At 63.7% G+C, this 19,543-nt stretch carries 22 protein-coding genes; 6 read left to right on the top strand and 16 right to left on the bottom strand.

All coding sequences use genetic code 11. The features are described 5' to 3' along the window. Position 1 precedes the first annotated feature (1 nt). Both FGL95_RS04800 and FGL95_RS04805 read right to left on the bottom strand, forming a co-directional pair. The gene (locus FGL95_RS04800) at positions 2-292 is read right to left on the bottom strand and encodes an acylphosphatase (RefSeq protein WP_169585008.1); all 291 of its coding nucleotides are present in this window, start codon (positions 290-292) and stop codon (positions 2-4) included. 7 nt (positions 293-299) lie between these two features. After that, positions 300-746, bottom strand: a complete 447-nt coding sequence (locus FGL95_RS04805; protein ID WP_169585009.1) for an OsmC family protein — start codon at positions 744-746, stop codon at positions 300-302. Between the two features lie 50 nt (positions 747-796). Here FGL95_RS04805 and FGL95_RS04810 point away from each other — a divergent pair, with 50 nt between their 5' ends. Further along, on the top strand, positions 797-1,519 hold the full coding sequence (locus tag FGL95_RS04810; protein WP_169585010.1) for a dienelactone hydrolase family protein: 723 nt from the start codon (positions 797-799) through the stop codon (positions 1,517-1,519). Here FGL95_RS04810 and idi read toward each other — a convergent pair. The 3 genes from idi to FGL95_RS04825 form a co-directional block, all read right to left on the bottom strand. After that, positions 1,508-2,056: an isopentenyl-diphosphate Delta-isomerase gene (gene idi, locus FGL95_RS04815; RefSeq protein ID WP_169585011.1), complete on the bottom strand. Its 549-nt coding sequence runs from the start codon at positions 2,054-2,056 to the stop codon at positions 1,508-1,510. The two genes, FGL95_RS04810 and idi, sit on opposite strands and share 12 nt — an antisense overlap. Positions 2,057-2,126: 70 nt before the next feature. Beyond that, the gene (locus FGL95_RS04820) at positions 2,127-2,807 is read right to left on the bottom strand and encodes a response regulator (protein WP_169585012.1); all 681 of its coding nucleotides are present in this window, start codon (positions 2,805-2,807) and stop codon (positions 2,127-2,129) included. After that, positions 2,804-5,326 (bottom strand): sensor histidine kinase, encoded by a 2,523-nt coding sequence (locus tag FGL95_RS04825; protein WP_169585013.1) that lies wholly within the window; start codon positions 5,324-5,326, stop codon positions 2,804-2,806. The genes FGL95_RS04820 and FGL95_RS04825 overlap by 4 nt, the downstream gene beginning before the upstream one ends. A gap of 233 nt (positions 5,327-5,559) precedes the next feature. On the opposite strand from FGL95_RS04825, the gene kdpF reads away from it, so the two are divergent. The 4 genes from kdpF to FGL95_RS04850 are packed head-to-tail and all read left to right on the top strand — an operon-like array spanning position 5,560 to position 10,199. After that, the gene (gene kdpF / locus FGL95_RS32855) at positions 5,560-5,649 is read left to right on the top strand and encodes a K(+)-transporting ATPase subunit F (protein ID WP_169585014.1); all 90 of its coding nucleotides are present in this window, start codon (positions 5,560-5,562) and stop codon (positions 5,647-5,649) included. After that, positions 5,649-7,319, top strand: a complete 1,671-nt coding sequence (gene kdpA, locus FGL95_RS04840; protein WP_169585015.1) for a potassium-transporting ATPase subunit KdpA — start codon at positions 5,649-5,651, stop codon at positions 7,317-7,319. The genes kdpF and kdpA overlap by 1 nt, the downstream gene beginning before the upstream one ends. Continuing rightward, positions 7,319-9,379, top strand: coding sequence for a potassium-transporting ATPase subunit KdpB (gene kdpB / locus FGL95_RS04845; protein ID WP_169585016.1), 2,061 nt, complete (start codon positions 7,319-7,321; stop codon positions 9,377-9,379). The genes kdpA and kdpB overlap by 1 nt, the downstream gene beginning before the upstream one ends. 1 nt (position 9,380) lies before the next feature. Continuing rightward, the gene (locus FGL95_RS04850; protein WP_169585017.1) at positions 9,381-10,199 is read left to right on the top strand and encodes a potassium-transporting ATPase subunit C; all 819 of its coding nucleotides are present in this window, start codon (positions 9,381-9,383) and stop codon (positions 10,197-10,199) included. A 32-nt stretch (positions 10,200-10,231) separates the two neighbouring features. Here the strand turns inward: FGL95_RS04850 and FGL95_RS04855 are convergent, their stop codons facing one another. The 10 genes from FGL95_RS04855 to FGL95_RS04900 form a co-directional block, all read right to left on the bottom strand. Continuing rightward, a complete protein-coding gene (locus FGL95_RS04855) occupies positions 10,232-11,530 on the bottom strand; it encodes a glycosyltransferase (RefSeq protein WP_169585018.1) in 1,299 nt (432 codons plus the stop codon). 32 nt (positions 11,531-11,562) lie between these two features. Continuing rightward, positions 11,563-12,570, bottom strand: coding sequence for an alpha/beta hydrolase (locus FGL95_RS04860; protein ID WP_169585019.1), 1,008 nt, complete (start codon positions 12,568-12,570; stop codon positions 11,563-11,565). Between the two features lie 68 nt (positions 12,571-12,638). Next, entirely contained in the window at positions 12,639-13,223 is a 585-nt protein-coding gene (locus FGL95_RS04865; RefSeq protein WP_169585020.1) for a dihydrofolate reductase family protein, read from the bottom strand. A 34-nt stretch (positions 13,224-13,257) separates the two neighbouring features. Further along, positions 13,258-14,121 (bottom strand): bifunctional DNA-formamidopyrimidine glycosylase/DNA-(apurinic or apyrimidinic site) lyase, encoded by an 864-nt coding sequence (gene mutM, locus FGL95_RS04870; protein ID WP_169585021.1) that lies wholly within the window; start codon positions 14,119-14,121, stop codon positions 13,258-13,260. A 21-nt stretch (positions 14,122-14,142) separates the two neighbouring features. Beyond that, positions 14,143-14,871 carry a ribonuclease III gene (gene rnc / locus FGL95_RS04875; protein WP_169585022.1) on the bottom strand — a complete coding sequence of 243 codons (729 nt, stop codon included), beginning with the start codon at positions 14,869-14,871 and terminating at the stop codon, positions 14,143-14,145. Between the two features lie 20 nt (positions 14,872-14,891). Then, complete coding sequence (rpmF, locus tag FGL95_RS04880; protein ID WP_169585023.1) at positions 14,892-15,074, bottom strand: 50S ribosomal protein L32; 183 nt, start codon at positions 15,072-15,074, stop codon at positions 14,892-14,894. 2 nt (positions 15,075-15,076) lie between these two features. Then, entirely contained in the window at positions 15,077-15,685 is a 609-nt protein-coding gene (locus tag FGL95_RS04885; RefSeq protein ID WP_206071433.1) for a YceD family protein, read from the bottom strand. A 140-nt stretch (positions 15,686-15,825) separates the two neighbouring features. Beyond that, positions 15,826-16,596 carry a DivIVA domain-containing protein gene (locus tag FGL95_RS04890; protein WP_169585252.1) on the bottom strand — a complete coding sequence of 257 codons (771 nt, stop codon included), beginning with the start codon at positions 16,594-16,596 and terminating at the stop codon, positions 15,826-15,828. 105 nt (positions 16,597-16,701) lie between these two features. Continuing rightward, the gene (gene coaD / locus FGL95_RS04895; RefSeq protein WP_169585024.1) at positions 16,702-17,190 is read right to left on the bottom strand and encodes a pantetheine-phosphate adenylyltransferase; all 489 of its coding nucleotides are present in this window, start codon (positions 17,188-17,190) and stop codon (positions 16,702-16,704) included. 45 nt (positions 17,191-17,235) lie between these two features. Continuing rightward, positions 17,236-17,841 carry a TetR/AcrR family transcriptional regulator gene (locus FGL95_RS04900; RefSeq protein WP_338079710.1) on the bottom strand — a complete coding sequence of 202 codons (606 nt, stop codon included), beginning with the start codon at positions 17,839-17,841 and terminating at the stop codon, positions 17,236-17,238. A 100-nt stretch (positions 17,842-17,941) separates the two neighbouring features. Between FGL95_RS04900 and FGL95_RS04905 the strand changes: the two genes are divergently transcribed. After that, a complete protein-coding gene (locus tag FGL95_RS04905) occupies positions 17,942-18,958 on the top strand; it encodes a DUF6670 family protein (protein ID WP_169585025.1) in 1,017 nt (338 codons plus the stop codon). Here FGL95_RS04905 and rsmD read toward each other — a convergent pair whose 3' ends face one another. Then, positions 18,959-19,531, bottom strand: a complete 573-nt coding sequence (gene rsmD, locus FGL95_RS04910; protein WP_169585026.1) for a 16S rRNA (guanine(966)-N(2))-methyltransferase RsmD — start codon at positions 19,529-19,531, stop codon at positions 18,959-18,961. It lies immediately after the preceding gene. Positions 19,532-19,543: the final 12 nt, after the last annotated feature.

The following is a 19,543-nucleotide window of genomic DNA, read 5'->3' on the forward strand; positions in this document are numbered from 1 at the left end:
ACTACCGCTCCTCGAATCCCTGATATTCGCCGTTCGCGCTGCCCCAGCTTTCCACAACCAAGTCCACTCGGCCCGGCGTATCGCCTGATCGGAGCAGCGCGAGTAGCCTCCCACACTGTTCGCGCGAGCCCTCCGCGACAACGTGGACACGCCCGTCTCGCGTATTCGTCGCCCGTCCGGTTAGTCCCAATTCAAGCGCACGCGAGCGGGTCCACCATCGGAACCCCACCCCTTGTACGTGGCCGTGCACCCACGCTATGAGCCTGATTCTCATTGTGTCGGAGGCTGCCATGGGAGGGCTAGCCCTCGATGTCGAACGACAGGGTCACCTTCGTGCCTGCCTTCAATGTGCGACCGACCGTGCAGGCCTTGTCGATCGCGCGCTCGACCGTCGTCAACAGGCGCGTTCGAGCTTCCTCGTCGAGTTCGCTGAGATCGAGTTCGAGCACCTCGTCGAGCTGTGGGTAGGTCTCCGTTGTGCGATCCGCCGGACCGGAAACCCTGATCGTGACGTCGTAGTTGTCGCCGAGCCGACGGGACAGCGGGAAGTCCGAACTCAGGCCCGAGCACGCGGCGAGCGCAATCTTCATCAACTCTCCAGGCGTGAAGACCCCTTCGACGGTGTCCGAACCCACGAAGACTTCTGCGCCGCGCGAACTTCGGCCGGTGTAGCGGCGTGTGCCGGTGCGCTCGACCCACAGAGTCGTCGGTGTCTGATCAGGAGCAGCTGAGCTCGTTTCCGCCATACGACGATCCTGCCATTCGACGCCGTCAGATTTGCGGCAGGATGGCGAGCATGCCGAATACCACCTTCCGCGTTGGCAACGAAGAACTACGGGCGTACCTGGCACTGCCGGAGGGTGACGGACCGTGGCCCGGCGTTGTCGTCCTGCACGAAGGCGGTCTCGGCCTCAACGGCGACATCGCAAGGCAGGCCGACCGGTTCGCCGAGCACGGCTACGTCGCGCTGGCACCCGATCTGTATTCGACGGGTCCCCGGATCATGTGCATCCAGCGCGCCACGCGGGATATGTTCAGCCGCCGCGGCAAGTCCTGGACCTACATCGAAGCTGCTCGAGCAGAACTCGCGGCCCGTCCGGACGCGACGGGGCGCGTCGGCGTCGCCGGATTCTGCCAAGGCGGCGGGTTTGCGGTGGTTGCTGCAGCGAAGTTCGACTTCGCCGCTGCCGCCGTGAATTACGGCGACCTACCGCGGACGCTGCCGGACGACCTGACGGGCGCGTGCCCCATCATCGCCAACTATGGCAAGAAGGACCTGTACCTGCGCGGCACGGCGGACAAGCTGGAGCGCGCGCTGACCGAGTTGGGCATCCCCCACGACGTCAAGGAATATCCCGACGCCGGACACGGCTTCATGACCGACCTCAATGCCCTGGCGCCGCTGGACATCGCGTTGAAGATCACGCCCATCAGGTACGGCGTCGGCAGGCACAACGCCGACGACGGCTGGAAGCGGACGTTCGCCTTCTTCGACGAACATGTGAAGTCAGCGCACTGACCACTCGCCGACAAGCGCGGTGATCGCAGGAGTCGCCGCCCCGAGGACCGTTCCGAACCAGCCGGAAAACTCAGCGGTCGCTCGTCGACTCGCCAGGTCCGCGGCATCGACGAACGCAGTCTCGTCCACCTCGTCGGGGTTGGCCGCCAGCTTTTTCGTCACGCGCCCGACGAACAGGTGGTTGTACTCGTGCTCGACCAAACCCGACACCTCGTCGACGTGCCGGTAGGTCACCGTTCCTGCGCTGAGCAGGCTCGTCGGCGCAACTCCGAGTTCCTCGACGACGCGACGGGTCGCCGCCGAGAGCGGCGGCTCGCCGGGATACGGATGCCCGCAGCAGGCGTTGGACCACACTCCTGGCCAGTGATACTTGCCGAGAGCCCTGCGCTGTAACAACATTCGGCCGTCGTCGTCGAACAAAAACACCGAGAACGCGCGATGGAGCTTCCCCGGCGCCTCGTGGGCGGCGAGCTTCTCGGCGACACCGATGGTCGTGCCGTCGGTGTCGACGAGCTCGAGCAGGATCTCACCGGTCATCGTTCGATCGTAAAGCGTCCCCCCAACCGTGCGCGCGTTTCACCCCTGGAGGGGTGAAACGCGCGCACGGTTACTCCTGAAATCGGTAGCCCATTCCGGCTTCGGTCAGCAGATGCTTCGGGTGCGCGGGGTCGTCCTCGAGCTTGCGGCGCAATTGCGCGAGATACACACGGAGATAGTGGGTCTCGGTCGCATACGCCGGACCCCACACCTCGCGCAGCAGCTCTTTGCGCCCGACAAGCTTGCCGCGGTTGCGGACCAACATCTCGAGCATGCCCCATTCGGTCGGGGTGAGGTGCACCTCCGCGCCGTCCTTGAGCACGCGCTTCGCGGCGAGGTCGACGGTGAAGGATGCCGTAACGACCACTGGCTCATCGGTTTCCGCTGCCGCTGCCCCGCGTCGGACCGCGGCGCGAAGTCGCGCGAGGAACTCGTCCATGCCGAACGGCTTGATGACGTAATCGTCGGCTCCCGCGTCGAGCGCCTCGACCTTGTCAGCGGAATCGGTTCTCGCAGAAAGAACGATGACGGGCGCCGTCGACCAGCCGCGCAGACCCGCGAGCACTTCGATGCCGTCGATGTCGGGCAAACCCAGATCGAGCACGATCACGTCGGGGTGAGTATCGGCTGCGGCTCGCAGTGCCGCTGCACCCGTGGCCGCTGTCGTGACGTCGTATCCACGGACCGACAGGTTGATTCGCAGCGCGCGCAGGATCTGTGGCTCGTCGTCGATGACGAGCACCCGTGTCATAGCGAAATCTCCTTCGGCGCGGCAAGTTCGACCACGATCGTAAGCCCACCGCCCGGCGTGTCGGTTGCCGAGATCGTCCCGCCCATCGCTTCGACGAAACCACGCGCGACCGAGAGACCCAGCCCGACCCCGCTGGTGTTGTCGCGATCGCCGAGCCGCTGGAACGCGTCGAACAATTGATCCTCGGAGCCGCGCGCAATTCCCGGCCCCTCGTCGGCAACCGTGATCACCACCCGGTCCCCCACTTGCGCGGCCTTGACTCGAACAATGCTGTTCGGCGCGTACCGCAACGCGTTGTCCACGACGTTGGCGACGACTCGCTCCAACAGTCCGGCATCGGCCATGGCGACGGCGTCGCCGACGTCGACCTCGACGGCGTTGCTCGCTCCGACGAGTGCGCGGTGCACCACTTCGTCGAGGTAGACACGGCGCAACCGCGGTCGAACAACGCCTGCCGCCAATCGTGAGGAGTCGAGCAGATTTCCGACGAGCGCGGTCAGCTGATCGACCGATTCTTCGACCGTCGCGAGCAGTTCCGCGGTATCGGACGGCGAGAACTCGACGTCGTCGGACCGTAGGCTCGACACTGCGGCCTTCGCTGCCGCCAGCGGTGTCCGTAGGTCGTGACTCACGGCGGCGAGCAGCGATCGACGCAGGCGGTCCGCTTCGGCCAAAGCCGTTGCCTTGCTTGCCTCCTCCGCGAGTTGCCGCTGACGAATCAACCCCACTGCTTGATTGGCGACCACCGCGAGCACTCGCCGGTCCCGGCCCTGCGGCATCTCCCCCGCCAGGAGTAACCAGTAGTCGCCGTCTTCGACTTCCAGTGCGGTGTCCGCTGATTCGGCAGACTCGGGCGGTTCGGTACCGACCGCGGCGACGACGCCTGTCGACCCTTGGACCAGACTGACTGCTCGCTGCGAATACGTTTCGCGTACTCGTTCCAGCAGCGCTGGCAGGTCGGCACCACGCAGCACCGAACCGGCAAACAGCGCAAGCAGTTCCGCGTCCCGGGACGCCTGCTGCGCCTCGCGTGTTCGTCGCGCAGCCCGGTCGACGAGTGCGGCGACGGCGACCGCCACCATCAGCATGACCACGACGGTGACGAAACTGTCCGGCTCGGCAATGGTCAGGCTGAAGCGAGGATCAGCGAAGAAGTAATTCAGCAACAGACCCGAGATGAGCGCCGAGACCGCCGCTGGCGCAATGCCGCCCAGCAGTGCGACGAACAAGACGCCGACGAAAAAGATGGCGCTCTCGCCGCCAAGGTCGAGATACCGGTCGAGAAGCAGATACGCCACCGCGCAAGCGATGGACGGAACCGCAACGGCAGCAATCCAAGACAGCGCCCGGCGGCGGTTCGGCGTTGTTGCACCGAAGCGAAACCCCCGCGTCGCCTCTTCGTGGGTGACCATGTGGACGTCGATCTTTTCCGACTGCTGGACCGTAGTCGCGCCAATCCCTTCGTCGAAGATCCGTGCCCAGCGCGATCGTCGCGACGTCCCGAGAACCAGTTGCGTGGCATTCATTTCACGCGCGAACTCGAGCAAGGTGGTCGGAACGTCATCGCCGACGATGCTGTGCAAGCTCGCCCCGAGGCTCGTCGCCAGTTCGCGGACCTTCCCCATCTGCGGCGCTGAGACGCCCGAAAGTCCGTCGCCACGGACCACATGCACGACGACCAGTTCAGCGCTGGATTTCGAAGCAATCCTGCAGGCCCTTCGGACCAGCGTTTCCGATTCGGGTCCGCCGGTTACCGCGACGACGACGCGCTCGCGCGCCTCCCAGGTGTCCGTAATGTGGTTCTCTGCACGATATTTCGCCAGCGCGGCGTCGACCTGATCGGCGAGCCACAGCAGCGCAATCTCACGCAAGGCCGTGAGATTTCCACGCCGGAAGTAGTTGCTCAGCGCGGCGTCGACCTTCTCCGGTCCGTACACGTTTCCGTGGGAAAGTCTACGCCGCAATGCTTCTGGCGTGATGTCGACGAGCTCGACTTGCGCTGCACCACGGACGATTGCGTCGGGCACCGTCTCGCGCTGCACGATTCCGGTGATCTGCTCGACGACGTCGTTGAGGCTTTCGAGGTGCTGCACGTTGACGGTCGAGATCACCGTGATCCCGGCATCGAGGATCTCCTCGACATCCTCCCAGCGCTTGTGATTCTTGCTGCCAGGCGTATTCGTATGTGCGAGTTCGTCGACCAACACCACAGCCGGATGTCGCCGCAGGACCGCCTCGACGTCCAGCTCGGCAAACTGCGACCCTCGATACTCGACCGTCCGCGGCGGGATCGCCTCGATGCCGTCGAGCAGCTCGGCAGTGTGCCGGCGGCCGTGTGTTTCCACCACTGCCGCAACCACATCCGTGCCACGGCCGAGGCGTCGATGCGCCTCGCCGAGCATCGCGTAGGTCTTGCCTACGCCGGGCGCTGCTCCAAGGTATATCCGCAGCTCACCCCGCTTTGTGTGTTCGTGGCCTGCACTCACTCCCCCATCATCCATCCGCCATCGAACAAGCATCGCTCAATAGGCCGTAAACGAACCGTCAAGACGGACCACCGAAGCGCTAAGGACCCGTCAACGTCGGCTGCTGACGGCTCCGAGCGAGCTTGACTCATTTCGTGCCACACACGGTGCCGATGAGCGGTGCCATGAATCGAGCGAAGGAACAAGATGTCTGTGCTTGTGTACATCGCGCTGACGGTCGCGATATTCGGCCTGCTCGGCCTGGTCGCGCGTGCGGTGGAGCGGCTGTGAACCTCGACAACATCGTCGGTCTGGCGCTGTCCGTGCTCCTTGCGGTGTTTCTTGTTGCGGCCCTGCTATTTCCCGAGAGGTTCTAGTGAGTACGACCACTGCGGGGATCATCTTCATCGGGTCCCTCGTTCTCGCCCTCGCAGCCGTGCATGTGCCGCTCGGCGACTATATGTATCGCGTCTACGACGGCGACAAGCATTCGCGTTTCGAGATTACGATCTATCGGCTGATCGGCGCCGACCCCCGGACCGAGCAGACCTGGCCGGTGTACGCCCGGAGCATGCTCGCGTTCTCCGCGGTCAGCATCCTGTTTCTGTTCGGCTTCCAACTGCTGCAACCGCATTTGCCGCTGCACCTGAACGACCCCGGTACCGAGGTCACGCCTCACCTCGCCTGGAACACGGCTGTCAGCTTCGTGACGAACACGAACTGGCAGGCCTACTCCGGTGAATCGACGATGGGCCACCTCGTGCAGATGGCAGGCCTGTCGGTCCAGAACTTCGTGTCGGCGGCAGTCGGCATGTCCGTTGCGATAACGCTGGTGCGTGGCTTCGCTCGTCGGCACACCGGCGACCTCGGCAACTTCTGGGTCGACCTCGTCCGCGGGACGATCCGGATCCTGCTGCCGATCGCCTTCATCGGCGCGATCATTCTCCTCGCCGGCGGTGTGATCCAGAACTTTCACCTGCACACCCAGGTGGCGGACACGTTGTCGGGCGGGCAGCAGACCATCACAGGCGGTCCGGTTGCCAGCCAGGAAGCTATCAAGGAACTCGGTACCAACGGCGGCGGGTTCTACAACGTGAACTCGGCGCATCCGTTCGAGAACCCGACGACGTGGACGAACTGGCTCGAGATCTTCCTGCTGCTGGTCATCAGCTTCTCGTTGCCGCGCACGTTCGGGCGCATGGTGGGCAGCACCAAGCAGGGGTTCGCGATCGCAGCCGTGATGGGCATCATTGCTTTCCTCAGCGTGACGGTCATGAGCCTCGTGCAACTCCAGCATCACGGAACCGTTCCGACGGCGATAGGCGCCTCGATGGAAGGCGTCGAACAGCGATTCGGCGTCGCCAACTCGGCCGTCTTCGCAGCGTCGACCACCCTGACCTCGACTGGAGCCGTCGACTCGTTCCACGACTCCTATACCAGCCTCGGTGGCCTGGTCACGATGTTCAACATGCAGTTGGGCGAGGTCGCGCCCGGTGGCACTGGCTCGGGTCTCTACGGCATGCTCATCCTCGCGATCATCACGGTCTTCGTCGCCGGCCTCATGGTCGGCCGCACGCCGGAGTACCTCGGGAAGAAGATCACGCCACGCGAAATCAAGCTCGCCGCTTCGTATTTCCTGATCTCGCCGCTGATCGTCCTGCTCGGCACGGCCGTCGCGATGGCGCTGCCGGGGCAACGCGCGGGGATGCTCAACAGCGGTCCGCACGGACTGTCCGAGGTCCTGTACGCGTTCACCTCGGCGGCGAACAACAACGGTTCGGCTTTCGCCGGCATCACTGTGAACACCGAGTGGTACAACACCGCACTCGGCCTCGCGATGGTCTTCGGACGCTTCCTACCGATGATCTTCGTGCTCGCGCTGGCCGGCTCGTTGGCCAAACAAGGATCCACTCCCGATTCGATCGGCACGCTCCCGACTTACCGGCCGCAATTCATCGGCATGGTCGTCGGCGTGACGGTCATCTTGGTCGCTTTGACATTCCTCCCCGCGCTCGCGCTCGGGCCGTTGGCAGAAGGTATTCACTGATGTTCGTGGCGGCGTTTCCGGACGCAATTCGCAAGCTCGACCCGCGCACCTTGTGGCGCAACCCGGTCATGTTCATCGTCGAGATCGGTGCCGTTTGGGCGAGCGTCCTCGCAATCAAGGATCCTTCCTGGTTCGCGTGGATGATCGTGTTCTGGCTCTGGCTGACCGTGATCTTCGCCAACATGGCAGAAGCCGTCGCCGAGGGGCGCGGCAAGGCTCAGGCTGACACATTGCGTAAGGCCAAAACCGACACGGTCGCCCGCCTGCTCAACGGGTGGCAGCCTGGCGGCACCGGCATCGAAGAGGCCGTTCCAGCGCCGCAGCTGCAGCAGGGCGACTACGTCGTCGTCGAGGCAGGCCAGATCATCCCGGGCGACGGCGATGTCGTGGAAGGCATTGCGTCGGTTGACGAATCGGCAATCACCGGCGAATCGGCTCCGGTCATCCGCGAATCCGGCGGTGACCGCTCGGCCGTCACAGGCGGCACGCAAGTGCTCTCGGACCGCATCGTCGTCAAGATCACCCAGAAGCCGGGCCAAAGCTTCATCGACCGCATGATCGCGTTGGTCGAGGGTGCAAACCGGCAGAAGACGCCCAACGAGATCGCGCTGAACATCCTGCTTGCCGCGCTGACGATCATTTTCGTCTTTGCAGTCGCGACGCTGCAGCCGCTGGCCATCTTCGCCAAGGCGAACAACCCCGGCGTTCCAGACACCGCAGCTCTCGACGGTAACGGAGTGACCGGAATCGTCATGGTGTCACTGCTGGTGTGCTTGATCCCGACCACCATCGGCGCCCTGCTGTCCGCGATCGGCATCGCCGGCATGGACCGGCTCGTGCAACGCAATGTGCTTGCCATGTCGGGGCGCGCGGTCGAAGCGGCAGGCGATGTGAACACACTGCTGCTCGACAAGACCGGAACGATCACGCTCGGCAATCGACAGGCGTCGGATTTCATTCCTGTGGAAAGTATTTCAGGCGACGAACTCGCTGATGCAGCACAAATGTCGAGCCTGGCCGACGAGACGCCGGAAGGCCGCTCGATCGTCGTGTTCGCCAAGCGCGAGTTCGGCCTCCGCGAGCGCACGCCAGGCGAGCTGTCCCACGCGAAGTGGGTCGAATTCAGCGCGCAAACGAGGATGTCAGGCGTCGACCTCGGCAGCGGGCACCGACTCCGGAAAGGCGCTGCCACCGCGGTCGCAGATTGGGTCCGTGCCGAGGGTGGCATCGTTCCCCCGCAGCTCGGCCAGATAGTCGACGGCGTCTCTGCGTCCGGCGGTACCCCGCTCGTCGTCGGTCAGGTGCTCGGCGGGAAGGCGTCGGTCCTCGGCGTCATCCACCTCAAGGACGTCGTCAAGGCAGGCATGCGCGAACGCTTCGACGAGATGCGTCGCATGGGCATTCGCACGGTCATGATCACCGGCGACAACCCCTTGACTGCCAAAGCAATTGCCGATGAAGCAGGGGTCGACGACTTCCTCGCCGAGGCGACGCCGGAGGACAAACTGGCATTGATCAAGAAGGAGCAGGCAGGCGGCAAGCTCGTCGCGATGACTGGTGACGGCACCAACGACGCACCCGCGCTCGCGCAGGCCGACGTCGGCGTCGCCATGAACACCGGGACGTCGGCAGCGAAGGAGGCCGGCAACATGGTCGACCTCGATTCCGACCCGACCAAGCTGATCGAGATCGTCGAGATCGGCAAGCAACTGCTCATCACCCGGGGTGCGCTGACGACGTTTTCGATCGCCAACGACATCGCCAAGTACTTCGCGATCATTCCCGCGATGTTCGTGGCGTTGTTCCCCGGCCTCGACCTGCTCAACATCATGCGGCTGCACAGTCCGCAATCGGCAATTCTGTCGGCGGTGATCTTCAACGCGATCATCATCGTCGCGCTGATTCCGTTGTCGCTACGTGGTGTGAAATACCGGCCCGCCAGCGCGTCGAAATTGCTCAGTCGCAATCTGTCGGTCTACGGACTCGGCGGCATCATCGCACCGTTCGTCGGAATCAAGCTCGTCGACTTGATCATTCAATTCCTACCTGGGATGTCCTGACATGCGTACCTCTATCTGGATTCGCCAGCACTTGGCTGCATTTCGCGCTCTGCTCGTGCTGACCGTCATCACCGGAATCGCCTACCCGCTCGCAGTTTTCGCGGTCGCGCAGCTGCCCGGCCTGCACGACAAGGCCGAAGGATCGATAGTGGAGGTGAACGGGAAGACCGTCGGCAGCACGCTGATCGGGCAGTCGTTCACCGACAGTTCGGGCACGCCGCGCAAGCAGTACTTTCAGAGCCGTCCGTCCGCCGCTGGCGACGGCTACGACCCGACGTCGACCAGCGCCAGCAACCTCGGACCGGAGAACCTGAGCCTGCTGAACACGGTGTGTGCGCGCGGTCTCGCCATCGGAAAGCTAGAGAGCGTCGACGGTTCCCGTCCGTTCTGCACCGCTGATGGGGTCGGGGCGGTGCTGTCGGTAACTCCGACGAAGGTGGTCAGCGTGAACGAGCCGTGCCCCGCCACGCCGTTCATCGATACCTACGACGGTGTGAAGGTGGAATGCGCAGTCGACGGCGAGGACTACTCCGCCGGTCGGATCGTGCCGATCCGTGGCAACGCTCCGGCGGACCCGATGGTCCCGGCAGACGCGGTCACGGCGAGCGGCAGCGGGCTCGACCCACACATTTCGCCCGCATACGCCGAGCTGCAGGCCAAGCGCGTCGCCGCTGCGCGCGGGATCTCGGTCGACCAGGTCCGCGACGCTATCCGCCACAACACGCAAGGTCGCGCCTTTGGCTTCATCGGCGAGCCGACCGTCAATGTGCTGCTGTTGAACATCGAGCTCGACCGGGACTACCCCTACACCCCCTCGTGAGTCTTTTTGGAGTCCCTGGACTCCAAAAAGACTCACGAGGGTGGGGCTATGACTCTCGCTGCTTCCATCCGATCAGCGATGGTCTGCACTGCCGACAGGCCGGCAATCTCGGCTTGGATCTCGCGGGCCCGCTCGCGATAGGCAGGCGTTCCCAGGATCTCCTGGACTGCCGCTCTGATGGCAGCGGGCTTCGGCCGACCGGTCTTCATGTTGATGCCGGTTCCCGACCATGCCACCCGCTGCGCAACCTCCGGCTTGTCTTCGCTGTCGCCCGCGACGATCAACGGGACGCCGTGGGCGAGCGCGAACTGCGCGCCGCCATAGCCGCCATTGGTTACCATGACATCGACCTTCGGCAGCAGCAGCGAGTACGGAACGAATTCCGTGACAAGGGCATTCGCCGGGAGGTCGCCGGGTAGGTCCGTAATAGGCCTGCCGCCCGTCGCCACGACAACCAGGACGTCTTCGTCGGCAAGCGCTCGAATCGTCGGTACGACGACGCGGTTGAGGTCGAAATTGTCGATCGTTCCTTGCGTGACATGAACGACTGGCTTGCCTGAATCGAGTTCGTGCCACCACTCCGGCGGGGTGAACTCGGCGGAATCGGCAGTGGGCAGAATCGGCCCGACGAATTCGAAGCCCTCGGGCAGATCGGTCCGCGGGTACTCGAAACTGGGCGCGGTGAGTTGCAGGAAGCCGTCACCCAGCTTCGGACCGTCCATGAAGAACACGGGGAGGTCGACGCCGAGGTCGCGCAGCTTTCGTTCGAAGATCTTCTGACTCGAACCGAAGACGACCTTCTGGACCAGGAAACGCAACGCGCGGTCGCGGACTCGGCCGAGGACCGTGGTGGACGGCAGCAACCCCGGACCGAACGGCGGCACATCGTCACTCGACAAAATCAACGGCAGCACACCGCAGAAGATCACCGGTGGACGTGCCGCGGCCGGGTCGCGCAGCATCGCGAATGCCCCGCCGAACGCGGTCTCGGCGAGAACCGCGTCGACATCGCCGTCCGCCAGGAGTTCGAGCAAAACGTGTGCCTGCCCGGTCAATCCGCCGGCAAAGATGTTGTCGACATCGAATTTCAGCTTCGCGATGCCCTTCTTCTTTGCACGTCCTGGAAAAGCGCCGTCCACGTCGCGGTCGTCGTAATCGCTTTCTTCAGGCAAGGCAACGGGCTCGATACCCGCCCCGGCGATCGCGTCGTAGAAACGCGAGCCGGTGAGCAGACGGACCCGATGGCCACGACGAACGAGTTCGGCGCCGATCGTGATCATCGGAGCAACGTGCCCGTACACGGGCGAGCTGCACAGGACGAAATTGGCCATGGCAAAGGGTACGTGCGGACGACCGATCCGGTTCACTCGCCGAGTGCGGGCCCGAGAACCGTCCACGACGAACGCAAAGCGTCCTGCCAGTACAGCCAGGAATGCGTGCCTGCGGGGCGGAAATCGAAGGTCGCTGGAATCCCGAGTGCGGCGAGACGGTCGGCGAAAAGGTGGCTGCAGAAGTTGGAGGCAGCTTCGATGCCCCCGCCCACAACGATCTGGTCGGGCAGCGGTGGCGCGTCGGGTGGCTTCTTCGCATCGAGCGCCTCGTAGGGACCAGGCACGCCGCTCCCGCTGTACACAAATATCGCGACTCCGCGCAGTCGGTCGGCGTTGATGTACGGATCATGACGGATCCATTCGGGATCGCCGACCGGCCCCCACATGTTCACGGTGTTGCCGCGCCCGACCCCTTCGACGATGGCACGGACGACGTTCTGGCCGATGGGATCGCTCGTCTTCGCACAGCCGCTGAAGGACGCGACCGCCGTGTAGAGACCGGGTGCCTGGACCGCGAAATCGAGTACCGAGCCCCCCGACATCGATAGACCACCGATCGCGCTTACGCCGTTCGTACCCAACGCCGAATCGACGACGGAGGGAAGTTCTTTGGTCATGAACGTCTGCCATTTGTTACGACCGAGCACGGGATCGTCGTGTCGCCAGTCGGTGTAATAGCTCAGGTAACCGCCGGTCGGTATGACAACGTTGACATTCTTGTCTGCAAAGAAGCTCGCAATGTCGGTCTGGCGCAGCCAGTTCGCCCCGTCCTCGCCGGCGCCTGCTCCGTTCAGCAAATACAGCGTCGGACGCGGCTGGGAAGTATCGGCGGGGCGCAGCACCTGGAGCGGAATGACCTTGTCCATCGACGGCGAGTAGACGTCGACTTCCCATCGCGTGTCGCTGACCTTGTCGATGTGATCCAATCGCCCGGTCGCAGACGCGGATTCGGGGTCGCCACTCGCGATCGGCGAAACGGAGAAAGCCAGGATGACGGCTGCGATGAGCACGGTAAGGCGCACAAGGTTATCCGGTCTCATTGCGCGCAACATTCCCACAACGTCTGACGGTTCGCAAACCGATCGACGCTCCGCTGACTCCGCAGGAATCAGTAGTGCTTGCTGTACTTGATGAAGGCGACTCCGTCGGTGAATACGCGACTGGACGTCACGCGGAACCGCAGCGGGTCGGGAAACGCCGGACCGTGCCCGAACAACGGCCGGCCCGCGCCCAACACGATCGGGTAGAGCTTGAGCATGATTTGATCGATCTCAGGCAACAGGTGGCTCGCAAGTTCGCCGCCGCCGCACAGCCAGATGCCGAGCCCGCGCGTTTCAGCCTTGAGCGCACGGACCTTCCCCAACACATCGGAACCGATCAGTTCCAAGCCTGGGTCAGGGCTTTCGGTCATCGTCGTCGACACGACGTACTGGCGCAGGTGCGAGTACGGGCTCGTCGTACCGGTACGGACGCCGAAATCGTGCGTCTTGCGTCCCATCAGGACGGTGTCGAACGTGTTGTTCTCGTTGTCTATGCCCAGTGCCTCACGCACTTTCGAAGGCAAGGTCTCCGGGTACTGCGCAGTGATAGCGGGACCGTGATCGCCGCCGACTGGAAAGAAATCGACAGAGCCGTCTTCGGCTGCGATGAACCCGTCGATCGTGGATGCAACGTAATACGTGAGCTTGCGCATCGAAACCTCCTTCAACCGAACACGACGTTAGCCGCTAACCGGCCCCACGCGGGCGAGGTTGGCATCGCGGGCATGAGAACGACGAGCGATTCATGAATTTCTCGCGCCGCATCGGCGCTCCGCACCGCAGACACGGCTCGTCTTGACGACCGTACGCCGCGAGTGAGCGGGAGAAGTAGCCCGACTGGCCGTTGACGTTGACGTACAACGAGTCGAACGATGTTCCGCCTTGGGCAAGGGCTTCGCGCATGACGTTCCCGACGTCGCCGAGCAAGCCGCGCAGCCGGGGTCGCGTGAGCGCGTCGGTTGTGCGAGCGCCGTGAATCTTGGCCCGCCACAAGGCTTCGTCGGCGTATATGTTGCCGACGCCGGACACGACAGTCTGATCGAGCAGCGCCCGTTTGATCTCGGTTCGCTTGGCGCGCAGCACGTCGACACGTGACTCGACGTCGAACAGCGGGTCGAGCGGATCGCGCGCGATATGGCTGACCGGCTCCGGAACGATCGAACCGTCGACCTCCACAAGTGGGGCGACCGCCCAGCCGCCGAAGGTCCGTTGGTCGACGAATCGAAGCTGAAAGCCGTTGTCCAGCACCGCAACCACGCGAGCGTGCTTTTCGCGCTCGACATCGGGCGACTGCACAAGCATCTGACCGCTCATCCCCAGGTGCACGACGAGCGAATCGTCGGATCCCCCGAGGGTCAGCCAGAGAAACTTGCCGCGACGATTGGCGCTGTCGATTCGGCGGCCAGCCAGGCGGGCGATCAGATCGGAGGGTCCGGGCACGTGCCGCCGGATTGCCCGCGGATGCAGGACCTCGATCGATTCGAATGTGGCACCGACGACGTGCGCGTCCAGGCCGCGTCGAACGACTTCGACCTCAGGTAGTTCAGGCATGTCGAAGCGGTCGGATCAGCGCTACTGCGCGTCCGGCGACAGTGCCGCCCACGCGGAACTGGCTGCCTTCTGTTCGGCTTCCTTCTTCGAGCGACCGACTCCGACGCCGAGCGACTTCCCGGCGACGACGACCGTCGCGGTGAACTCTTTGTCGTGATCGGGACCCGTCGACGTGATTTCGTACGACGGTGCGCCACTGCCCAGCTCTGCGGTGAGTTCCTGCAGGCTGGTTTTCCAGTCGAGACCGGCGCCCATCTTGGGAGCGCGCTCGAGCAGTTCGTTGAAGAGGTCGAGTACGACCTTGCGTGCGATGTCGATGCCGTGCTGCAGGTGGACCGCGCCGAGCAACGATTCCATGCCGTCGGCAAGGATGCTCGCCTTGTCGCGACCACCCGTTTGCTCTTCGCCCTTGCCGAGCAACAGGTGCACACCGAGACCACCGGGGCCGAGGTTGCGCGCGACTTCGGCCAGCGCGTTCATGTTGACGACGCTGGCGCGTAGCTTCGCCAGCTCACCCTCGGACTTCTCCGGATGAGCGAGGTACAGCCGCTCGGTCACGCTCAGCCCTAGGACGGAGTCGCCGAGAAACTCGAGTCGCTCGTTCGTCGGCAGACCGCCGTTTTCGTACGCATACGAACGGTGCGTCAATGCCAGACGAAGAAGGTCGTCGTCGAGGTGTACGCCCAAAGCGGCGAGGAGACCTTCAAGGTCGTCCTCGCCTGCCTGGTATCCGTCGTTGTTGCTCGTCACAAGCTGCCCGCGTCGAAGAACTAGACGACCGACGTAACCTGTCGGCCCTTGTAGGTGCCGCAATTCGGGCACGCGGTGTGGGGCAGCGTCTTCTCACCACAACCACGGTTCGGGCACGTGATGAGCGTGGGAGCAGTGGTCTTCCACTGGCTACGCCGCGACCTCGTGTTGGAACGCGACATTCTCCGCTTCGGAACGGCCACGACTAATTCTCCTTGACTTCTTGATCAACAAGTTCGGTATCGGCGGGTTCTGCACTGATCTTCTCGGCGAGCCCAGCCCAGCGAGGGTCCAGTATCTCATGGCTGTGGCCGGAACCGGCAATCGCCAGGCGAACACCACATTCGGCGCACAACCCCAGGCAATCGGGACTGCACAACGGCTGCAACGGCAACTCGAGTCCGACGACGTCGATCACGACAGGTTCCAGATCGATGTGATCGTCGACAACCCGGTAGATCTCGTCTTCCTCGGTCGTCTGTTCGGTCGTGCTGTCCGGGTAAGCGAACAGCTCCGTCAGCCGCAGGTCGATCCTGTCGTCGAACGGCTCGAGACAACGCGAGCACTCGCCGACGACGTCCGCCCGGACCGATCCAGTAACGAGAACGCCTTCGGAAACCGCTTCGAGCCGAAGATCCAACTCGACGTCGGTCCCCTGCTCAATGGCGATCAGGTCGAGCCCGATCCGCGACTCGGCAACGATCGTGCGGGAAATCTCGCGCATCGAACCGGCCCGACGACCGAGCGTGCGGGTATCGAGCACAAACCCCGCATCCGTCATTCGACGGTTCGATCGGCTGACATGGGCTGGCATGACACACATACTTTCGACGCTCGGGCGGTTTGGACAACCACTCCACGATACGCGAAGGCCGGTGAGGCGCCAAAACGACGACCAACCGTCGTGAGTCTTTTTGGAGTCCCTGGACTCCAAAAAGACTCACGAGGGGGCTGTTAGCGGCGTTCCGCCGAGCGACGGCCCGGCTTGTATTCGGACGCGTAGTCGGGGACGCCGGTGCCGGTGCGCAGCTGCTGACGGCCACGACCGACGGAACGAATCGTCCCGCTCAGGAACTCTTCGAACTCGGCGAGCTTCGTGTCGACGTACAGATCGCTCTCGGCACGAAGGCGGTCCGACTCGGCATGTGCCGAATCGATGACGCGAGCCGATTCGGCGTGGGCCGCCTGCACGACCTCTGCCTGTGAGATGAGGCGGTCCTGCTCGGCCTTACCCTCGGCGACGGCGAGATCGTAGGACGCCTTGCCTGCTTCGATCATGCGATCCGCCTCGCCGCGAGCCCGCGAGGTGAGCGACTCGTACTCACGCTTGCCGCTCATGACCGTCTGGTCCGCCTGCGCGTGCGCATCCGCGACCAACTGCTCGGCGTGCGAGCGCGCCTCGGCAACCATGCGGTCTGCCTGCGCTTTTGCGTCGGCCAAAATGCGGTCGGCGTCGTCTCGTGCCGATTCGACGGTGTGGAGGGCCTCGGCATTTGCGCCGTTGACCGTCTTGTCCGCCGCGTTTCGCGCATCGGTGACCAGCTTGTCGCGATGATCCAGCACGTCCTGCGCGTCGTCGAGCTCGCCAGGCAGCGCCTCACGAACGTCGTCGAGCAGGTCTAGGACATCGCCTCGCGGGACCACACAACTACGAGTCGGTGGAATACCGCGCGCCTCTTCGACGATCGCAACCAACTCGTCGAGTGCCTCGAATACCCGGTACACAGCAGACCCCAATTCCTCGATTGCACACACGATCGGAATCCAGTTTGCCCGCCGCGCGGTTCACCACGCCGTTGTACACGCCGTGGTTAGGCAAGTGTTATCCGCTCAGCCTTGTGCGCGTTCCGCAATGCGCGCCATCAATCGCTCGTGAACTGCATCCGGCAGCATGCCCGACACGTCTCCCCCGAACGTAGCCACCTCTTTGACAAGCGAACTCGACAGGTAGCTGTAGGTGGGATTCGTGGCGAGGAACAAGGTGTCGATGCCCGACAGCTTCTGGTTCATCTGTGCCATCTGGAGCTCGTAGTCGAAGTCGTTCGCTCCGCGCAGACCCTTGACGATGGCCGTCATGCCCTGCGCCTTGGCGAAATCGACCAGCAGGCCGTGCCACGACTCGACGCGGACGTTTCCGAGCTGCTTCGTCGAATCCCGAAGCATCTCGATGCGCTCGTCGATGCTGAACAAGCCCTTTTTCGACTTGTTGATCATGACCGTGACGAGGATGTCGTCGAACTGCGCGGAAGCCCGGGAGATGACATCCAAGTGACCGTTGGTCACGGGGTCGAACGATCCTGGGCACACGGCGCCTGTCATGGCTTCAGACGCTATCAGGGTGAACACTCCCCCGATTCGTCGCGCTCAGCCGCGCGTAAGGACGCCGAGAATGCGTTGCGCACGAGTGCTCATGTCTGCGGCCGTCTGGTCTGGGTTGTCGAGCCACCACGACACGATTGCGGAAACACTGTTCATCCAGACGCGCGTCAACACGGACAGATCTCGAGGGTCGGACAAATCGCCACCGGCGAATGCCGAACCGACGCCGGCTGCGGCCTGCTCCGCGACGAAACTTCGGTACCGGCGGGCGATCCGGGCGGCCTCGGTGTCCGGTGGCGCGCTGCGGTCGTAGAGCACGTTCCAATCGTGTGGACGCGATTCCAGTGCGACGAAGATCGCATCGAGGACTGCCGCCGCAGCGGTACGGAAGTCAGGTCCTGCCGATCTCATCGCTTCGCGGATTCCGGCGGACAACGCCGCCCCTGCGCGTTCCACGCAAGCGCCGTACAGACCCTCTTTTGATGAAAAATACTGGTATACAAGCGGTTTCGAAACACCGGCGCGAGCTGCCACGTCTGCGACAAGAACTGCGGCGTAGCCCAGCGTGCCGAATTCGACGGCAGCGGCGTCCAGGATCTGCGCTTCTCGCTCGCTGCGCGGCATACCCCGACTGCCTGACCTGCGTGCCACCAAAGCACCTCCTAGCTAGATCGAGGATATGACTCCAAAGTCAATTCTTCCTGATACCCTGCGTTACGTATACATCGGCGTGTGCGGAAGGAAAAGCACAATGAATGTGAAGAATGTCGTTCTCCGGACCGCCCAACGCGGAGCGTCCGGTTCATACGCGCTACGCGGCACCCCGTTCGATCCCGCAACCCCGTTCCATCCCCCGCGCGGGCGCTACGTCACCGTGCACTACGGGCTGATGCTTCCGAACCTGCCTGCGCCGCTGAACTTCATCGACGTGATCGCCGTCGTCGGCCAACCGAGCATCAAGCTGTGGCGCAACGACCACCTCGTGGAAACGACCGCGTCCGACACCGCAAACCTGCTCATCGGTGCCGGGGTGCAGTTTCCCGGTCAGTTCCGCGGCTATCAGGTCGACCGCGATCTTGAGTTGGCTCCGGACTCGAGCGTGGTCCGGTTCGGCGACGACTTCCGACTCGAAGGTATCTACCCGGACTTCACCGTCACGTACCGAAACCCCGAGTTCGATCTCGACCTCGCCGTACGCGCCACCGACAAAGTCGCCCACTTCGCCAAACTGCGCGGCGGACTCTACGACCACTGGTCACTGCTGTGCCAGTACGAAGGCACGGTCACCTACCGCGGCGAACGCTCGGACATATCCGGTCTCAATACCCTCGAATACGCCCGTGGCGTCGACATCCCGCTACCCTTCACGTTCTTCACCTACCAGATCATCAACATCGACGACTCGACTCAGGTTCTGCTGGTCGAGGTGCGCGGCCCGCTCGGCCTTCCCGTGCAGCAAGCCGTTTACGTGCGCTCGCTCACCGATCACGGCAGCACATACGAGAACGATTTCCAGTTCGACGTGCACCGCCTCGAACCCACGGTTCGCCGCACGCCGAACGGTCTGTCCATGCACCTGGCGACGCAATTCAGTTGGAGCGTCGACGACGAGGACGGCAACGAACTCATCGAGATTCACGGAACCACCAATGACGATTACGTCTATGGCATGGCCGGCGGCTACGTCGGCAGCTACCAGTACACCGGCAGATTCCGTGGCGAACCCGTCGCAGGCACCGGCTACATCGAATACATCGGCAACCACTGATCAGCCGACCGGTTCGACGCCCTCCCGGTAGGCGAGGTCGATTCTCGTTTCGCCGTACTTTCGGGCCGGCAACGCGAGAAACCCTTCAGGCCAGCGCGTTTCGGGCGATCGGATCGAGCGTTCGATGACGGCGATCCCTTCGTCGGCGAGCCAGCCGTTCGCGTCCAGTGCGGACAGATCGTTCTCGACTACATCAGCCGGCACGTCGTAAGGCGGGTCGGCGAACACCAGATCGTACGGCTGCTCGGGCGGGTGACGCAGGACCGACGCAACCGTTGCGGTCACGACTCGCGCGCCCTCGACCCCGATATCGGCGATGTTGCTCTTGATGATCGCCGCCGCACGACCGTCGGATTCGACGAGCAACGCATGGACCGCGCCGCGTGAGAGTGCCTCGAGCCCGACCGCTCCCGAACCCGCGTACAGATCGAGGACCCGTGTCCCCGCGAAATCGATGCGGCTGGCCAGGGTGTTGAACAGCGCCTCTCGCACTCGGTCCGATGTAGGCCGGGTACCAGCGGGAGGCACACGCAACTTTCTGCCTCCCGCACTGCCGGCGATGATGCGAGTCAAGACGGGCGCCTA

The sequence above is a fragment of the Antrihabitans stalactiti genome (assembly GCF_012932915.1).
GTDB classification, from domain to species: Bacteria; Actinomycetota; Actinomycetes; order Mycobacteriales; family Mycobacteriaceae; genus Antrihabitans; species Antrihabitans stalactiti.